Source organism: Clostridium hydrogeniformans DSM 21757 (assembly GCF_000686705.1).
Classification (GTDB): domain Bacteria; phylum Bacillota; class Clostridia; order Clostridiales; family Clostridiaceae; genus Clostridium_Z; species Clostridium_Z hydrogeniformans.
This window is the reverse complement of the sequence record NZ_KK366004.1, coordinates 211,226-227,743: the sequence shown is the minus strand read 5'-3', so window position 1 is coordinate 227,743 and position 16,518 is coordinate 211,226. Positions and strand designations below refer to the sequence as shown.

The 16,518-nt window shown below is 33.0% G+C and carries 14 protein-coding genes and 1 tRNA gene; 1 reads left to right on the top strand and 14 read right to left on the bottom strand.

The window, feature by feature from the left end; genetic code table 11:
* Window positions 1–19 precede the first annotated feature (19 nt).
* From dcuC to BR69_RS20635, 4 genes are all read right to left on the bottom strand, one after another.
* The gene (dcuC, locus tag BR69_RS0114340) at window positions 20–1,375 is read right to left on the bottom strand and encodes a C4-dicarboxylate transporter DcuC (protein WP_027633786.1); all 1,356 of its coding nucleotides are present in this window, start codon (window positions 1,373–1,375) and stop codon (window positions 20–22) included.
* 19 nt (window positions 1,376–1,394) lie between these two features.
* Window positions 1,395–2,321, bottom strand: a complete 927-nt coding sequence (rihC, locus tag BR69_RS0114335) for a ribonucleoside hydrolase RihC (RefSeq protein WP_027633785.1) — start codon at window positions 2,319–2,321, stop codon at window positions 1,395–1,397.
* A 12-nt stretch (window positions 2,322–2,333) separates the two neighbouring features.
* Complete coding sequence (gene rbsK, locus BR69_RS0114330) at window positions 2,334–3,251, bottom strand: ribokinase (protein WP_027633784.1); 918 nt, start codon at window positions 3,249–3,251, stop codon at window positions 2,334–2,336.
* Window positions 3,252–3,485: 234 nt separating this feature from the next.
* Window positions 3,486–4,511: a LacI family DNA-binding transcriptional regulator gene (locus BR69_RS20635; RefSeq protein WP_034849955.1), complete on the bottom strand. Its 1,026-nt coding sequence runs from the start codon at window positions 4,509–4,511 to the stop codon at window positions 3,486–3,488.
* 351 nt (window positions 4,512–4,862) lie between these two features.
* Between BR69_RS20635 and BR69_RS0114320 the strand changes: the two genes are divergently transcribed.
* A tRNA-Met gene (locus tag BR69_RS0114320) sits at window positions 4,863–4,938 on the top strand.
* 220 nt (window positions 4,939–5,158) lie between these two features.
* Here BR69_RS0114320 and BR69_RS0114315 read toward each other — a convergent pair.
* The 10 genes from BR69_RS0114315 to BR69_RS0114270 form a co-directional block, all read right to left on the bottom strand.
* Window positions 5,159–6,124, bottom strand: a complete 966-nt coding sequence (locus BR69_RS0114315; RefSeq protein WP_027633783.1) for an ABC transporter ATP-binding protein — start codon at window positions 6,122–6,124, stop codon at window positions 5,159–5,161.
* Window positions 6,117–7,130 carry an ABC transporter ATP-binding protein gene (locus BR69_RS0114310; protein WP_027633782.1) on the bottom strand — a complete coding sequence of 338 codons (1,014 nt, stop codon included), beginning with the start codon at window positions 7,128–7,130 and terminating at the stop codon, window positions 6,117–6,119. The genes BR69_RS0114315 and BR69_RS0114310 overlap by 8 nt, the downstream gene beginning before the upstream one ends.
* A gap of 14 nt (window positions 7,131–7,144) precedes the next feature.
* Window positions 7,145–8,008, bottom strand: coding sequence for an ABC transporter permease (locus BR69_RS0114305; protein ID WP_027633781.1), 864 nt, complete (start codon window positions 8,006–8,008; stop codon window positions 7,145–7,147).
* A 15-nt stretch (window positions 8,009–8,023) separates the two neighbouring features.
* Window positions 8,024–8,953 (bottom strand): nickel ABC transporter permease, encoded by a 930-nt coding sequence (gene nikB / locus BR69_RS0114300; protein WP_027633780.1) that lies wholly within the window; start codon window positions 8,951–8,953, stop codon window positions 8,024–8,026.
* Between the two features lie 22 nt (window positions 8,954–8,975).
* Window positions 8,976–10,526: a glutathione ABC transporter substrate-binding protein gene (locus tag BR69_RS0114295; RefSeq protein ID WP_027633779.1), complete on the bottom strand. Its 1,551-nt coding sequence runs from the start codon at window positions 10,524–10,526 to the stop codon at window positions 8,976–8,978.
* 212 nt (window positions 10,527–10,738) lie between these two features.
* Window positions 10,739–11,704 carry an ABC transporter ATP-binding protein gene (locus BR69_RS0114290; protein ID WP_027633778.1) on the bottom strand — a complete coding sequence of 322 codons (966 nt, stop codon included), beginning with the start codon at window positions 11,702–11,704 and terminating at the stop codon, window positions 10,739–10,741.
* 23 nt (window positions 11,705–11,727) lie between these two features.
* On the bottom strand, window positions 11,728–12,717 hold the full coding sequence (locus BR69_RS0114285) for an ABC transporter ATP-binding protein (RefSeq protein ID WP_027633777.1): 990 nt from the start codon (window positions 12,715–12,717) through the stop codon (window positions 11,728–11,730).
* Window positions 12,718–12,730: 13 nt separating this feature from the next.
* Window positions 12,731–13,594 carry an ABC transporter permease gene (locus BR69_RS0114280; protein WP_207640778.1) on the bottom strand — a complete coding sequence of 288 codons (864 nt, stop codon included), beginning with the start codon at window positions 13,592–13,594 and terminating at the stop codon, window positions 12,731–12,733.
* A 23-nt stretch (window positions 13,595–13,617) separates the two neighbouring features.
* Window positions 13,618–14,547: a nickel ABC transporter permease gene (gene nikB, locus BR69_RS0114275; RefSeq protein ID WP_027633775.1), complete on the bottom strand. Its 930-nt coding sequence runs from the start codon at window positions 14,545–14,547 to the stop codon at window positions 13,618–13,620.
* Between the two features lie 26 nt (window positions 14,548–14,573).
* A complete protein-coding gene (locus tag BR69_RS0114270) occupies window positions 14,574–16,100 on the bottom strand; it encodes a glutathione ABC transporter substrate-binding protein (protein WP_027633774.1) in 1,527 nt (508 codons plus the stop codon).
* Window positions 16,101–16,518: the final 418 nt, after the last annotated feature.

Here is a 16,518-nt window from a genome sequence, read left to right as displayed (position 1 = left end):
CTCATTTTTCAATAAATTTTTATAATAATATTACTGAAAGTATTAATACTGATACAATACCAACTATTACTGGTACTGCAGTACGTTTAACTATCTTCATTGGGCTTGTACCTATAATTGAACAAACAACTATTATACATGCTGCTACTGGTGATATTGATCTAACTAAGTTGGCTACCATTTGCATTGGTAATGCTATCATAGGTCCTGATACATTAACTGCTGCAGCAAGATCTGGAATCATACCTACTGATGCGTAGAATACTGATAATCCACCACCACTGATTAAACCTATTAAGAAAGTAACTCCACTAAATGCTAACATTAAAATTGTTCCAGCTCCATTTAAGCCTTGTACTGAATTAGTTATCATATCAACTATTCCAAGAGCTTTTAATCCATCTACTAATAATGATGCAGCTACTAACAATGTTACAACCATAGCTAAACCATTACCCATTCCTTTGAAGAATTCATTTATATCATTTGAAACTTTAACAAAATCTCTTTTTCTTATTAATTCAACTATTACTGCTATAATTAATGACATGAATGTTATACTAACAAGTCCTATATTTGCATTTTTAATTACAAGATTAAATAATAGAACTAATATTAACGGTAATATTGGTAATATTGCATAGTATTTAGGTGGTAATTCTTTATTTAATTTTGCTAATTTGCTTTCATCTATCTTTACATCTTCTGCTTTTTCTTTCTTATCAAGATATTTTTGCCAGAAATAATGAGCAACTGCCATAACTAATAATGCAGGAATTGAGACCTTGGCATGAGCAATAACGTAATCCATAATATTCATACCAAAAGTTTCTGCTGCTAAAACATTATCTGCTCCAAGTGGTGTTGGCATTATTGTAGCTGTAGTTGCAATTACTGCCCCTGCTGATAATGGAGTAACACCAATTTTAGTTAATACCGGATATAATGTTGCCATAAGTAATACTGCTAAACTAGATGCACTAGGAACAACTAAAGATAATAAGTTTCCTAGTAAAAATATTACTGGAATTAATATGTACTTAGATTTAATTTTTCCTAAAGGTTTTGTCATAACATTAACTGTAACTTCATTTGCTCCAATTAAGTTCATGTAGCTTGAGAAACCAAATAAAGTCATTATAGTTAACCCAATGTTTCCTAAGTTTTTAATAAAAGATAATTCCACTGCTTTAAATACATCTAGGAAAGGCATTCCTGTTGTATTTTCAGGCGATAATATAGGATACCCAAGTATAACAGCTGAAGTTAGTAATAATAGACCACCAACAGCTAGTGCAATAGTTGCATTATACTTTTTGTAAATTAAGTATCCTACCCCAAAGATAACAAGTAATGCAATAATAACTTCTATCATATTTAAATCCTCCTATAAATTAAAATTTAATATTTTTAAATATATCTAGCATCCAATTTCTAAACTCTTCAACATTGATTTCTGTACAGAAAGTAGCATTTGCTTTTTTATTATATACTCCTCTAAAGTCAACTATCATGAAGCCTTCTGTATATCCTGATGCTGTCTCTATATCTACGAAAGTCTCTACTTTTTCAAATAATTCTGGTTTATCAAGATATGCTATAGTTGTTAAGTCATGCATCTTTAGACCGCCTTTTGCTACACTTCCACCTCTATAGTGATTGAATAATGAATAGAACATTTCTCCAATCTTATTCATATCCCTTAATTTATTTATTGTTTCTAAATCTAAAGTGGATATTGCAGTTACATCTAAAGGACAAACTACTATTTTAACATCTTGTGCAAATACTATCTTTGCAGCTTCTGGATCTGCATATATATTATACTCTGCTGCGGGAGTATGATTTCCTCTTCCTGATGAACCTCCCATTAAAACTATTTCTTCTATATTCTCTTTAACTTCTGGATAAGTTTTAAGTAATAATGCTATGTTAGTTAATGGTCCTATAGGTACTATTGTTATTTTTTCTTGTGAGTTTAAGATTACTTCTCTCATTGCTTCTATAGAATTCTTTTCATGTAACTTTTTAGTTGGCTCTGGGAATTCATATCCAGCCATTCCTGTTTCACCATGAATGTGACTAGCATCTTCTAACTCTTTAATTAAAGGTTTACTTGCACCCTTTGCTACTACAATGTCTTTTTCAAAAAACTCTACTAATTTTTGTGCATTTTTTGTGGTATGTTCTATAGAAACATTACCTGAAACTGTTGAAATTAATTTTACATCTAAGCTTTCACAAAATACTGCTGCTGCAATTGCAACTGCATCATCTATTCCTGGATCTGTATCAATAATAATAGGTCTTCTTTTTAACATTTTAATTCCTCCCTACTTTATATCTAAAATATTATTTACTTCTTCAAATTTTGGCATTCCTGTTTGAGCACCAAATTCAGTTACTGATAATGATGCTGCTGCACCTGCAAAGGTTACTGCTTCATTCATTGAAAATTCATGACTTAATCCATGAGCCAAAGCTCCATTAAAAGTATCTCCTGCACCTGTTGTATCTATAACATTTACCTTTATAGCTTTCATGGTTTCTACCTCATTTTCATCTACATAGGAAGAACCATCTTTTCCTCTAGTAACTACTAATCTAGTTGATGGATTTTCTTTTTGCCAATTTATCATAGATTCTTCAAGCTCATTTCCATCTTTAAATAATTTACCTGATATTATTTCAAACTCACTTTCATTAGGAGTAATAAAATCAGCATTCATTAATATTTCCTTACTAATCTTTCTTGCAGGAGCTGGGTTTAATATAGTCTTCACTCCGTTTTCTTTAGCAACCTTTAATACATACTCTACAGTTTCAATAGGAATTTCTAATTGAGTTATTAATATATCAGCAGACTTTATAGCTTCTATATTTTTATCTATCAAATCCTTATCACAAAAATCATTAGCCCCTGGAATTACTACTATTGAATTATCATCTTTTGTTTTAAAAATAGTTGCTATTCCTGTGAATATGACTTCATCTCTCTTTATTGCATCTATATTTATACCTTCTTCTTTTAAGTGCTTTAAAACTTTATCTCCAAATGTATCCTTTCCAGTACAACCAATCATGGTAACTTCGTTCCCAAGCCTACAAGCTGCAACTGCTTGATTAGATCCCTTACCCCCAATTAAGTAACTCATTTCTTCGCCTTTAATAGTTTCGCCTATCTTAGGGATTCTATCAACTTCCATAACCAAATCCATATTAAGGCTTCCAACTACAACTACCTTTTTCATAACTACCTCCAATCTAACCGTTTCCATATTATATATAATAGCTATAAACCTTTTATTTACGATACTTTCATCACATTTTTAATTTTAAATACAAAAATGTGTAACCGGTTATATATTTAAATCTAACATCATATTAATTGTATGTCAATAGTATCAGTAAATGTTTTCAAGAGTTTTTTTTTATTTTCTCAATTCAAAAATAATTAATTTTTTAACAAAAAAAGCAATCAGTTTTTAACTGATTACTTTTTTATTAGCTCTATTTTGTTTTCCAATCGTAGATTTCCTTTTTACAACTTCTAATTCTAGTTTTATTTTTTCTTTTGTTATATTCTCTTCCTCTTTAATTATTTTAACAAGCAATTCTACTGCATATTTACCCAAACTATACATGGGCTGAGCTACTGAAGATATCTCTAAATAATTAATATTTGATTCAAGACCATCATACCCTATAAGCTTTATATCATCATAAAGCTTATATCCTAGGTCATTTAAAGCTTTGTAGCATCCAATAGCTAAAATATCATTACCTGCAAATATCCCATCTATTTCTTTGACCTCTTCTAATAACCTTTTTGTGGCTTCATATCCTCCTTTTAAAGAAAGCTCTTCTATCTTTACTAATTGAGATTTATATATATTATTTTCTTTCAATATCTTTTCAAAGCCTTCGAACCTTTCTTGAAAAGATTCTATGTACATAGGCCCTGTTATATGTGCAATATTTTCACATCCACATTCTATTAAATGTTTAGCTGCAAGTTCTCCCCCTAACCTATCATCACCCTTAATTGAAGGAATTTCATAGCCATTATATTCTCTATCTAATGCAACTATGGGCATTCCTCTATCCATAAGTGATAACAAATCCATTGGCATGGCTGTATATGAGGCTATTATTATTCCATCTACTTGCTTGTTTATAAGCATTTCATAATACTGATTTTCTTTTTCTCTATTATTATCTGCATTACATAGTATCAGACTAAAACCAAGTTTATTTGCAGTATCCTCTGCCGCTCTAGCTATTTCAGGGAAAAATGGGTTTATGATATTAGGAATAACAAGTCCTATTGTATTAGATTTTTTACCAGCTAATCTTCTCGCTACATCATTTGGAGTGTAATTTAACATTTTCATGGCGTTAATAATTGCTTCTTCTGTTTCCTTACTTACATAACCTTTTTTATTTATTACCCTAGATACAGTAGCAACTGACACTCCTGCCAGCTTAGCCACATCTCTTATAGTAGCCATATTTTCTCTCCTTTTCACTTCTCAGTATTCTTTCATAACTCTAAACAATGTTAAATATTTTTTTAATTTTCTTAAATCAACCTTCTCTACTTTTATCATTATAATAAGTATGTATATCAAATACTAGATATTTATTTCTCATATCTATTCCTCTGATTCTCTTATAAAACTATTATGAGTATTATTATATTATAAAAATCTATATAATACACATTTTACATAAATATGTATTAAACTATTTCTAACTTTTTAACATTTTTAAATAATTTTTAAATTTTTTCATATTTTCCTTTACTTTATCATATAATAAGACTATACTCAACATACTATCTAAAGTTAGAAACTTAATATCGCGGGATGGAGCAGTTGGTAGCTCGTCGGGCTCATAACCCGAAGGTCGTAGGTTCAAGTCCTGCTCCCGCAACCAAAAAAGATTCGGATAGTTCTAAATCTTCAGGGTGTCGACAAAGTCGACACTCTTTTAATTTTATATTAAAATATTTTGGGGTGATATCTGAAAAGCCTTTAACAACTATCGTAGTCCATATTATTTATAATGAAATAATAAAATGGATATTTTCATTACAAAAATATCCATTTTATCTACAGTCTGATCTATGGATTAGTCCATAGCTTTTTTAGTATAATTACCTATTATTTATTTTTTTATAATGGTGACAAGCTACAAAGTGATCCTTAACAACCTCTTTAAGCTCTGGTGACACCTTGAAGCAATCTTCCTTAGCATATGGACAACGCTTTGCAAATCTACATCCAGGCTCTGGATTTATAGGAGAAGTTATTTCTCCCTTAAGGATTACTCTCTCCTTCTTATGTTTTATACTAGGCACTGGTATTGCTGATAATAGAGCCTTAGTATAAGGATGAATAGGAGTTTTAAATAGTTCCTTTGAAGATGCCTTCTCAACTAATACTCCAAGATACATAACTGCTATATGATTAGATATATGCTTAACTACTGATAAATCATGAGTTATAAACATATAAGTAAGTCCAAGATCTTTTTGAAGATCTTGCATTAAGTTAAGCACCTGAGCTTGTATAGAAACATCTAGTGCTGATACTGGTTCATCACATACTATAAACTTTGGATTTAAGGATAACGCTCTTGCAATACCTATTCTTTGCCTTCTTCCTCCATCTAATTCATGAGGATAGGTATTAATAAGTCTCTCACTAAGTCCTACCGTATCCATAAGAGACTTAACCCTATTATTAAGTTCTTCCTTAGATTTGGTCATCTTGTGTATTATTAAGGGTTCAGCGATAGTCTCACTTATTGTCATTCTGGGATTTAAAGATGCAAATGGATCCTGAAAAATAATCTGCATCTCCCGTCTTAACTCCCTAAGTCTTCCTTTATTACAACTTAAAATATCTTCTCCATTAAAAATTACCTCTCCACCTGTTGCATCTAAAAGCCTAAGTATTACTCTTCCTGTAGTAGATTTACCACATCCTGATTCTCCAACAATACCAAGGGTTTCTCCAGTATTTATATTAAAACTTACATCATCTACTGCATGAAGAAGTCCCTTTGGAGTTTTAAAATACTTCTTTAGATTTTTAACTTCTATTAAAGCCTTACTCATGGTTCTCCTCCTTAGGTAAAAATAATTTTATAGTATCCTCTTCATATTTAAAACATCTAACACTATGTCCATCCTCTATTACAGTAGGTTTAGGAGTATTCTCTCTACATACATCCTTAGCATAAGGACATCTAGGATGGAAAGTACATCCACTTGGAAGATTCGTAGGATCTGGCATAAGCCCCTTTATTGGAGATAACCTATCAACATCTTCCTCCATATTTGGAATTGATCCAAAGAGTCCTTCTGTATAAGGATGCTTTGTATTTTCAAATATATTGTAAAGACTTCCTGATTCTACAATCTTTCCCCCATACATTATAGCAACTTTATCACAAACCTCAGCTACTACCCCAAGGTCGTGGGTTATAAGAAGCATTGATGTTCCAAAATCTTTTTTTAGCTTATTCATCATTTCAATAACCTGTGCTTGAATAGTAACATCAAGGGCAGTAGTTGGTTCGTCTGCTATTAAAAGCTTAGGATTACACGCAAGGGCTATAGCTATAACCACCCTTTGTTTCATCCCCCCTGAAAACTGGTGAGGGTAATCATTAATTCTAGATCTTTGTATCCCAACTAATTCTAGCATATCTCCTGCCTTTTTTATGGACTCTTCTTTTCCAAGGTTTTGATGAATCTCAATTACTTCAGATATCTGATTCCCAACTGTTTCAACTGGATTTAATGAAGTCATAGGATCTTGAAATATCATAGATATATCATTTCCTCTTATAACTCTCATTTCTTCTTCTGAAAGCTCTAAAAGGTTTTTCCCATTAAAATTTATACTTCCATTTACTATTTTTCCTGGTGGCGTCTGGACTAACCTCATAATCCCAAGAGCAGTTGTTGTTTTTCCCGCCCCTGTTTCTCCAACAAGCCCTAGGGTTTCTCCCACATTTAGATCTAAGTTGACTCCATTAACTGCATTAACTGTTCCATCTACTGTTTGAAAGACAACTTGAAGGTCTTCTACCTTTATTAAATTTTTTTTATTACTCATACTTTACCTCCTCCCTAGTTCTTAAGTCTTGGGTCTAAGGCATCTCTAAGTCCATCCCCTAATAAATTTAAGGATAGAATTGTAATCATTATAGCTATTCCTGGGAAGGTTGTTACATGCCATGCATCTCTTAAATATTGTCTTCCTCCTGCTAACATGGCCCCCCATTCTGGATCTGGTGGCTGTATTCCAAGCCCTATAAAACTTAGTCCTGCTGTTGACAATATGGCACCTGCAACTCCTAGGGTTGCTTGTACTATAACTGGTGCTAAAGAATTCGGAATTATATGTCTCATGACTAGTCTAAAGTCATTGGCTCCTATGGCTTTAGCGGCTTCTATAAATTCTTGTTCCCTAATAGAAAGTACCGACGCCCTCACAATTCTTGCATAGGAAGGAACAGAGGATATACCTATAGATAACATAAGATTAAAAAGACTTGGTCCTAATGCTGAAACTATAGATATAGCAAGAAGTATACTTGGTACAGCAAGAAAAACATCCATAATTCTCATTATCACATTATCTAAAACTCCGCCATAATATCCTGCTATAGCCCCTAGTGACCCACCTATAACTATGGCTATTCCAACTGCTAAAATACCAACTCTTAAGGATACCCTAGCTCCATGAATAAGCCTTGCAAATATATCACGCCCAAACTCATCTGTACCCAATATATACTTTGAACTTGGTCCCTGAAGTCTTTCTTCAAGATTCTGTTTTATTACCACATTATCATAGTCTGCTATAAAACCTGCAATAACTGCAAGTATAATTAATAAACATATTACCACAAGCCCAATCATAGCTGGTTTATTTCTCTTTAGTCTTCTCCACACTTCCCCCCATTGGCTTCTTTTCCTGTTACTACTCATAGCTCTTCCTCCCTCCTACTTACTATATTGAGATTTTATTCTAGGATCTACATAGGCATAGAGTATGTCTACTAGTAAGTTGCATATACTAAAGGTTGTAGCTAAGAATACAACAGCTGCCAAAACCATAGGTGTGTCCTTTTGTCTTATCGCATCAACAAGAAGAGTTCCTACTCCTGGCCAAGAAAAAACTGTTTCAGTAAGAACTGCCCCTCCAAGTAAGCCTCCAAATTGTAAACCAACTACTGTTATAATTGGTATTAATGCATTTTTAAGCCCATGCTTTAATATAACCTTTTTTTCTTTTACCCCTTTTGCTCTAGCTGTTCTTATAAAATCCTGTCTTATAACTTCAAGCATTGAAGACCTTGTCATACGTGTTATTATAGCCGAAGAACTATAGCCTAAGGTTATAGCTGGTAAAATTAAACTCTTAAGTCCCATAAACCCACCTGAAGGTAAAACTCCTAAATTCACAGAGAAAACTAATATGAGCATAAGTCCAAACCAAAAGTTAGGCATAGAAACTCCTATAAGTGCAATAACCATACAAAAACTATCAATAAGGCTATATTGTTTTGTTGCAGATATTATCCCCACAGGTATACCTATGAGGATAGACACTGCAACGCCTAGTAATGCAAGAACTAAAGTGTTAGGAAATCTTTGAAATATTTCATTAAACACCATTCTCTTAGATGTATAAGACCTTCCAAAATCTCCTTGTGCTGCATTCTTCAAAAACCTTCCATACTGTACTATAAAAGGGTCATCTAGTCCCATTTTTTCTCTTAGAGCATTAACATCCTGGGTAGTTGCTTTTTCTCCTAATATAAGCTGAGCAGGATCTCCAGGTGTTAAGGACATTATAGAGAAAACCAAAAAAGTAACCCCTATTAAAACAGGAATAAGAAAGGCTATTCTTTTTAAGACGTATTTATACATAGTCTATCCCCCTTTTTCCTTATTACTTGCTAATTGTCACATTCTTTAAGCTATGATGTCCTGCTGGGCTTAGCTTAAACCCTTCTACCTTCTTTTGCATTCCAACATTTTGTTTCTTATAATAAAGCATTATTTCTGGAGCTTCCCCAGTGATTAAAGTGACAGCTTTATCATATAATTCTTTTCTTTCATCTTGATTTGTACTAGTCTTAGCTTTATCTAATAACTTATCTACTTCTGGATTAGTATAGAAAGATCTGTTTCCTGCACTACCATGTTGCTTACTATGGTAAAGTGGATATAATCCATAATCTGCATCGGCAGTTACTGTTGTCCATCCTAGTATAAACATATCATGCTCTCCCTTAGCTGTTCTTTCTAAATAACTACCCCATTCTAAGGAAACTATTTCAACTTCTATTCCTATCTCTTTTAAGTTTGATTGTACTATTTGAGCTATTTGAGTTCTTAATGAGTTGTCATTAGTCCATATAGTTGTCTTAAATCCCTTTTCATGACCAGATTCCTTCATAAGTTCTTTAGCCTTATCTAAATTATATGGATATCCTGTTGCCTTATCTGTATGACCAAAAACCTTATCTCCTATAGGAGATTTAGCCATGGTTCCTGTTCCATATAAAGCAGCCTTTATAATAGACTCCTTGTTTACTGCATAATTTATTGCTTGTCTTACTTTTACGTTATTAAAAGGTTCCTTTTTATTATTCATTCCTATATATGCATAACTTAAATCTTCTTCTTCAGTTAATTTTAAATCAGCATGATCTTTAACCCTTCCTGTATCTGTTGGATCTATATCATAAGCTAAATCTATTTCTCCAGTCTCAAGTCCTATGGTTCTATTGGTACCTTCCTTTATATTCGTAAATATTATTTTTTCTGTCTTTCCCTTTTCTCCAAAGTAGTCCTTATTCTTTTCTAAGTGTATTTTACTTCCTACTTCCCACTTAGAGAATTTATAAGGACCTGTACCTATAGGGTTTTGACCATAATCAGCTCCTTTTTCCTTTACTACTTTTTCACTTAATATAGATGATGCTGGATGAGCGAGATGAGTTAGAAGTGGTGCGAAAGGTGCTGAAGTTTTAATAACTACTGTATTATCATCCTTAGCTGTTACAGTATCTATACTTTCAATGATATGGGAAACAGATTTTTCACCTTTCATTCTATTTAATGAGAATGCTACATCACTAGCCTTTAGGGTATCTCCATTGTGGAACTTTATACCTGTATTAAGAGTAAACTCCCAAGTTAAATCATCCACTTGCTTCCACTCTTTAGCAATACCTGGTATTAATTTCATGTTTTCATCTTGTTCTACAAGTCTATCATATATCTGTTTAGTTACCCTTGATGAAGGTTGATCGTTTGTTGCATGGGGATCTAATGATTTTGCATCAGCACCTTGTGCTACAATCATTTGCTCCTTAAAGGAACTACCTGTTGTATCGTTTACTTTGCCTTCTCCTCCGCATGCTGTAAGTCCTACAGTAATAGATGTTACTATGGCTATAGCACTTAATATTTTCAAAAATTTTCTTACCTTCATATAAATCCTCCTCTTAATTAAAATTGTTTATAATTAGGTTTATGAAATAATATTCTGAAAACCTAGTTATTATACCTAAAACTTTAAAGGCTTATCTATATTTATACTTTATTTTCTAAAGAGAAGGATTTAAAAATCAACTATACTTCTTACAATATAATAAATAAAAAAAGTAAGATACCCAAAATTGAGTATCTTACTTTTTTTATTTATTACATATTATTTATTTCTTTATAATAGTGACAAGCTACAAAGTGATCTTTAACAACCTCTTTAAGCTCTGGTGACACCTTAAAGCAATCATCCTTAGCATATGGACAACGCTTTGCAAATCTACATCCTGGCGCTGGATTTATAGGAGATGTTATCTCTCCCTTAAGGATTACTCTTTCCTTCTTATGCTTTATACTTGGCACTGGTATAGCTGATAATAGTGCTTGAGTATAAGGATGTATAGGATTTTTGAATAATTCCTTAGAAGATGCCTTCTCAACTAATGTTCCAAGATACATAACTGCTATGTGGTTAGATATATGCTTAACTACTGATAAATCGTGAGTTATAAACATATAAGTAAGTCCAAGGTCCTTTTGAAGGTCTTGCATTAGGTTAAGTACCTGTGCTTGTATAGAAACATCTAGTGCTGATACTGGCTCATCACATACTATAAACTTAGGGTTTAAAGACAATGCTCTTGCAATTCCTATTCTTTGTCTTCTTCCTCCATCAAGTTCATGAGGGTATGTATTAACAAGTCTTTCACTAAGTCCAACAGTGTCCATAAGTTCCTTAACTATTTTACTTTGACCTTCTTTGGAGTTAACCATCTTATGAATTGCAAGTGGCTCTCCAATTATCTCACTTACTGTCATTCTTGGATTTAAGGATGCAAATGGATCTTGGAATATTATTTGCATTTCACGTCTTAAATCTCTTAATCTACTTTTATCATACTTTAATATGTTTTCTCCTTGGAATAAAACCTCTCCACCTGTTGCTTCTAAAAGTCTTAGGATTGCTCTACCTGTTGTAGATTTTCCACAACCAGACTCTCCAACAACTCCTAAAGTTTCACCTTTATTTATATCAAAGCTTACATCATCTACTGCATGAAGAAGTCCCTTTGGAGTATTAAAGTATTTTTTTAGGTTTTTAACTTCAATCAGTTTTTCACTCATAATCTTTTCCTCCTTAGGTGAATTTAAAATAAATTCTTAGTTTCTTCTTCATATTTTAGGCACTTTACAGTATGTCCATCTTTAATAGTAGTTATAAGAGGTACCTTTTTACCACAAACATCCTTTGCATAAGGACATCTTGGATGGAACACACATCCGCTTGGAAGATCTGTAGGGTCTGGCATAAGTCCCTTTATTGGAGATAGTCTATCCACTTCTTCATCAAGATTAGGAATAGAACCAAATAATCCTTCTGTATATGGATGCTTAGTATTCTCAAATAGATCTTCAAGACTACCAGATTCAACTATCTCTCCACCATACATTATAGCAACCTTATCACAAACCTGAGCAACAACTCCAAGGTCATGAGTTATAAGCATCATAGAAGTTCCTAAATCATTCTTAAGCTTGTTCATCATCTCAAGAACTTGAGCTTGAATTGTAACATCCAGAGCCGTAGTTGGCTCATCAGCTATTAAAAATTGTGGATTACATGCAAGAGCTATAGCTATAACAACCCTTTGCTTCATACCACCTGAAAATTGATGTGGATAATCATTTACTCTAGCTCTTGGCATACCAACAAGCTCAAGCATATCTCCAGCTTTTTTCATAGCTTCTTCTCTAGTTACATCTTGGTGAATTTCTATAACTTCTGCTATTTGATCTCCTACTGTCTCTACAGGATTTAAAGAAGTCATAGGGTCTTGGAATATCATAGATATTTTATTACCTCTTATTCCTCTCATTTCCTCTTCTGAAAGCTCTAATACGTTCTTACCTTCAAATTTTATAGTTCCATTAGTTATTTTTCCTGGAGGACTTTGTATTAGTCTCATTATTCCTAGAGCAGTTGTAGTTTTACCTGCTCCTGTTTCTCCAACAAGTCCTAAAGTCTCACCCTTCTTAAGTTCTAAATTAACCCCATTAACTGCTTTTACAACGCCGTCTACAGTTTCAAAATTTATATGAAGATTATCGATCTTTATTAAAGTATCTTTGGTACTCATAGCGTATCCCCCCTTAGTTCTTAAGTCTTGGGTCTAATGCATCTCTTAATCCATCACCTAAAAGGTTAAGAGAAAGAATTGTAAGCATTATTGCTATTCCTGGGAAAGCAGTTACATGCCATGCATATCTTAGATACTGTCTTCCTCCAGCTAGCATTGCTCCCCATTCTGGAGCTGGTGGCTGTATTCCAAGCCCTATAAAGCTAAGTCCTGCTGTAGATAGTATAGCACCTGCAACTCCTAGAGTAGCTTGTACTATAACTGGTGCTAAAGCATTAGGAATTATATGCTTCATTATAATTCTAGCATCATTAGCTCCTATAGCCTTTGCAGCTTCAACGAACTCTTGATCTCTAATAGATAATACTGATGCTCTAACTATTCTTGCATAGGAAGGCACCGAAGATATTCCTATTGATATCATTAGGTTAATTAGGTTAGGTCCTAATGCTGATACTATTGATATTGAAAGTAATATACTTGGTACAGCAAGGAAAACATCCATAATTCTCATTATTACGTTATCTAAAACCCCACCATAATATCCTGCAATAGCTCCTAATGTTCCCCCAATAGCTATAGCTATACCAACAGCTATAATACCAACTCTTAAGGATACTCTTGCTCCGTGGATTAATCTTGCAAATATATCACGACCAAATTCATCCGTTCCTAATATGTGTTTTCCGCTTGGACCTTGAAGTCTTTCTGGTAAATTTTGTTTTATAACAACTGTATCATAATCAGCAATGAACCCTGCAAACACCGCTAAAAGAATTAATATTGTAAGTATTGCAAGTCCTATCATTGCAGGCTTATTTCTTTTAAGTCTTCTCCAAACCTCTGCCCACTGGCTTCTCTTTTTATTACTCGCCATGTACATATCCTCCTTTGCTATAATTACTTACTGTACTGAGATTTTATTCTCGGATCTACATATGCATAAAGTATATCAACTAGTAAGTTACATATACTAAATGTTGTTGCAAGGAATACAACAGATGCGAGAACCATTGGTGTATCCTTTTGTCTTATAGCATCAACAAGTAATGTACCTACCCCTGGCCAAGAGAAAACTGTTTCTGTAAGAACGGCTCCTCCAAGTAGTCCTCCAAATTGAAGTCCAACTACTGTTATAATTGGAATTAAGGCATTTTTAAGGCCATGCTTTAATATAACCTTCTTTTCCTTAACCCCTTTTGCTCTAGCTGTTCTTATAAAGTCTTGTCTTATAACCTCAAGCATTGAAGATCTCGTCATACGAGTTATTATAGCTGAGGAGCTGTAACCTAAAGTTATAGCTGGAAGAATTAAGCTCTTAAGTCCAACAAATCCCCCTGATGGTAAAAGCCCAAGATTAACTGAAAATACTAATATAAGCATAAGTCCAAACCAGAAGTTTGGCATAGATACCCCTATAAGAGCAACTATCATACTAAAACTATCTATAAAGCTATATTGTTTTGTTGCAGATATTATCCCTACTGGAATTCCTATAAGTATAGAAACTGCAACTCCTACTAAAGCAAGTACAAGAGTATTAGGGAACCTTTGGAATATTTCATTAAACACTTGTCTCTTAGAAGCGTATGATCTTCCAAAATCACCCTTAACTGCATTTTTTAAGAATCTTCCATATTGCATTATGAATGGATCATTTAGTCCCATTTCTTCTCTAAGTTCTGACACCGCTTCTGGTGTAGCTTGCTCTCCAAGTATTAATTGAGCTGGATCTCCTGGTGTAAAAGAAAGTATCGTAAACACTAGGAAGGTAACTCCTATTAATACAGGAATAAGAAATGCTATTCTTTTTAATATATACTTATGCATCTTATATCCCCCTTCTCATCCGTTCCCTATTTTTTTTCTACTTTACTTAAATTATGATGTCCTGCTGGATGAAGTTTAAATCCTTCTATCTCTTTTCTAGCTCCTACGTTTTGTTTTCCATAATAAAGAACTAATTCAGGAACGTCATCCATTATTGCAATTATAGCCTTTTCATATAAGTCTTTTCTTTCTACAGGATCTATTGACTTCTTAGCATCTTCTAAAAGCTTATCAACTTCTTTATTGCTATAGAAATCTCTGTTTCCTGCACCACCATGCTGTGAGCTATGATATAGTGGATATAATGCATAGTCTGCATCTCCTGTAACTGTAGTCCATCCACCAATACTCATGTCATGCTCTCCTCTAGCGGTTTTTTCAAGGAAAGTTCCCCATTCAAGAGATACTATTTCAGCATCTATTCCAACGTCTTTTAAATTCGCTTGAATTATCTGAGCTATTTGAACTCTTACTGGGTTGTCATTAGTCCAAATACTTGTTTTAAATCCATTTTCAAGACCAGCCTCTTTTAACAATTCCTTAGCTTTAGCTACATCGTAGTCATAATTTACTGTCTTATCTGTATAACCAAAAACATTTTTTCCTATAGGAGCATTTGCTTTAACTCCAGCTCCATATAATATAGCACCGATTAAAGCATCCTTATCAACTGCATAGTTTAAGGCTTTTCTTACTTTAGGATTGTTAAATGGTTCTTTTTTATTGTTCATTGTTATATGAGTGTAACTTAAAGATTCTTCCTCAATAAGTTGAAGTTGTTTATGCTCCCTAACACTCTTAGTGTCTACAGGCTCAACATCATATGCTATGTCTATTTCACCTGTTTCAAGACCTATAGTTCTGTTAGTTCCTTCTTTTACATTTCTAAATACAATCTTAGGCGTTTTTCCTTTTTCGCCAAAGTAGTCTTCATTTCTTACTAAATTAATTTTACTTCCAGCATCCCAGCTCTCAAACTTATATACTCCTGTTCCCACTGGGTTTTGTCCATAGTTTTGACCTGCATCTTTAACTGCTTTTTCATTTAATATAGAGGCAGCAGTATGTGTAAGGTGAGAAAGAAGTGGTGCAAATGGTTCTTTTGTCTTAATAATCACCGTGCTGTCATCCTTAGCTGTTATAGTATCCACACTGGAAATAATAGATGATACCGATTTAGAATTTTTCATTCTGTTTAATGTAAATACTACGTCACTAGCTTTTAAGACTTCTCCATTGTGGAACTTAACCCCATCTCTAAGTTTAAATTCCCATGTTAGATTATCAAGTTGTTTCCACTCTTTTGCAAGGCCTGGTACTATCTCCATAGTTTCTGTTTGCTCAACTAGTCTGTCATAGATTTGTTTTGAAACTCTTGACGATGGTTGGTCATTAGTTCCGTGTGGATCTAATGTTTTAGCATCAGCACCATGTGCTACAACTAAAGTATCCTTACCTGCCACAGCGCCTGTACCACATGCAGATAATGTGAATGTCATAGAAACACCCAATACTACTGATGCAATTATCTTTAGTAGCCTTTTTCCCTTCATGTTAATCCCCCTTTGTACATAAAAAAATTATTTTTCATAATGTTAATCAATGACTTTTAAATGAATATTATTCATTCTCTGAAAAGAATAATGTTTTGAAAGCCATCAATCTTCATTAATTCATAAGTTTGTATTTTACTAAGGATTATTGATTTATTTTTAAATTTTCTAAAAACAATCAATAATTTGTGATGTTTATATTCTACATAATATTTTAATAATTTTCAACTAATTTTTATACATATTAACGTTTACATTTGATAATTTTTGCGAAATTTGAATTTTAGATATATTTTTTGTCTTATATGACATATTTTATTAATAATTTTCAAATAAAGTCTTGCTTCTTTTTTCAGAATATTAAGTTTAAATAAAAAAAGCTTCACCCCCTTTAATTTCTGCAAGAGAATGAAGCATA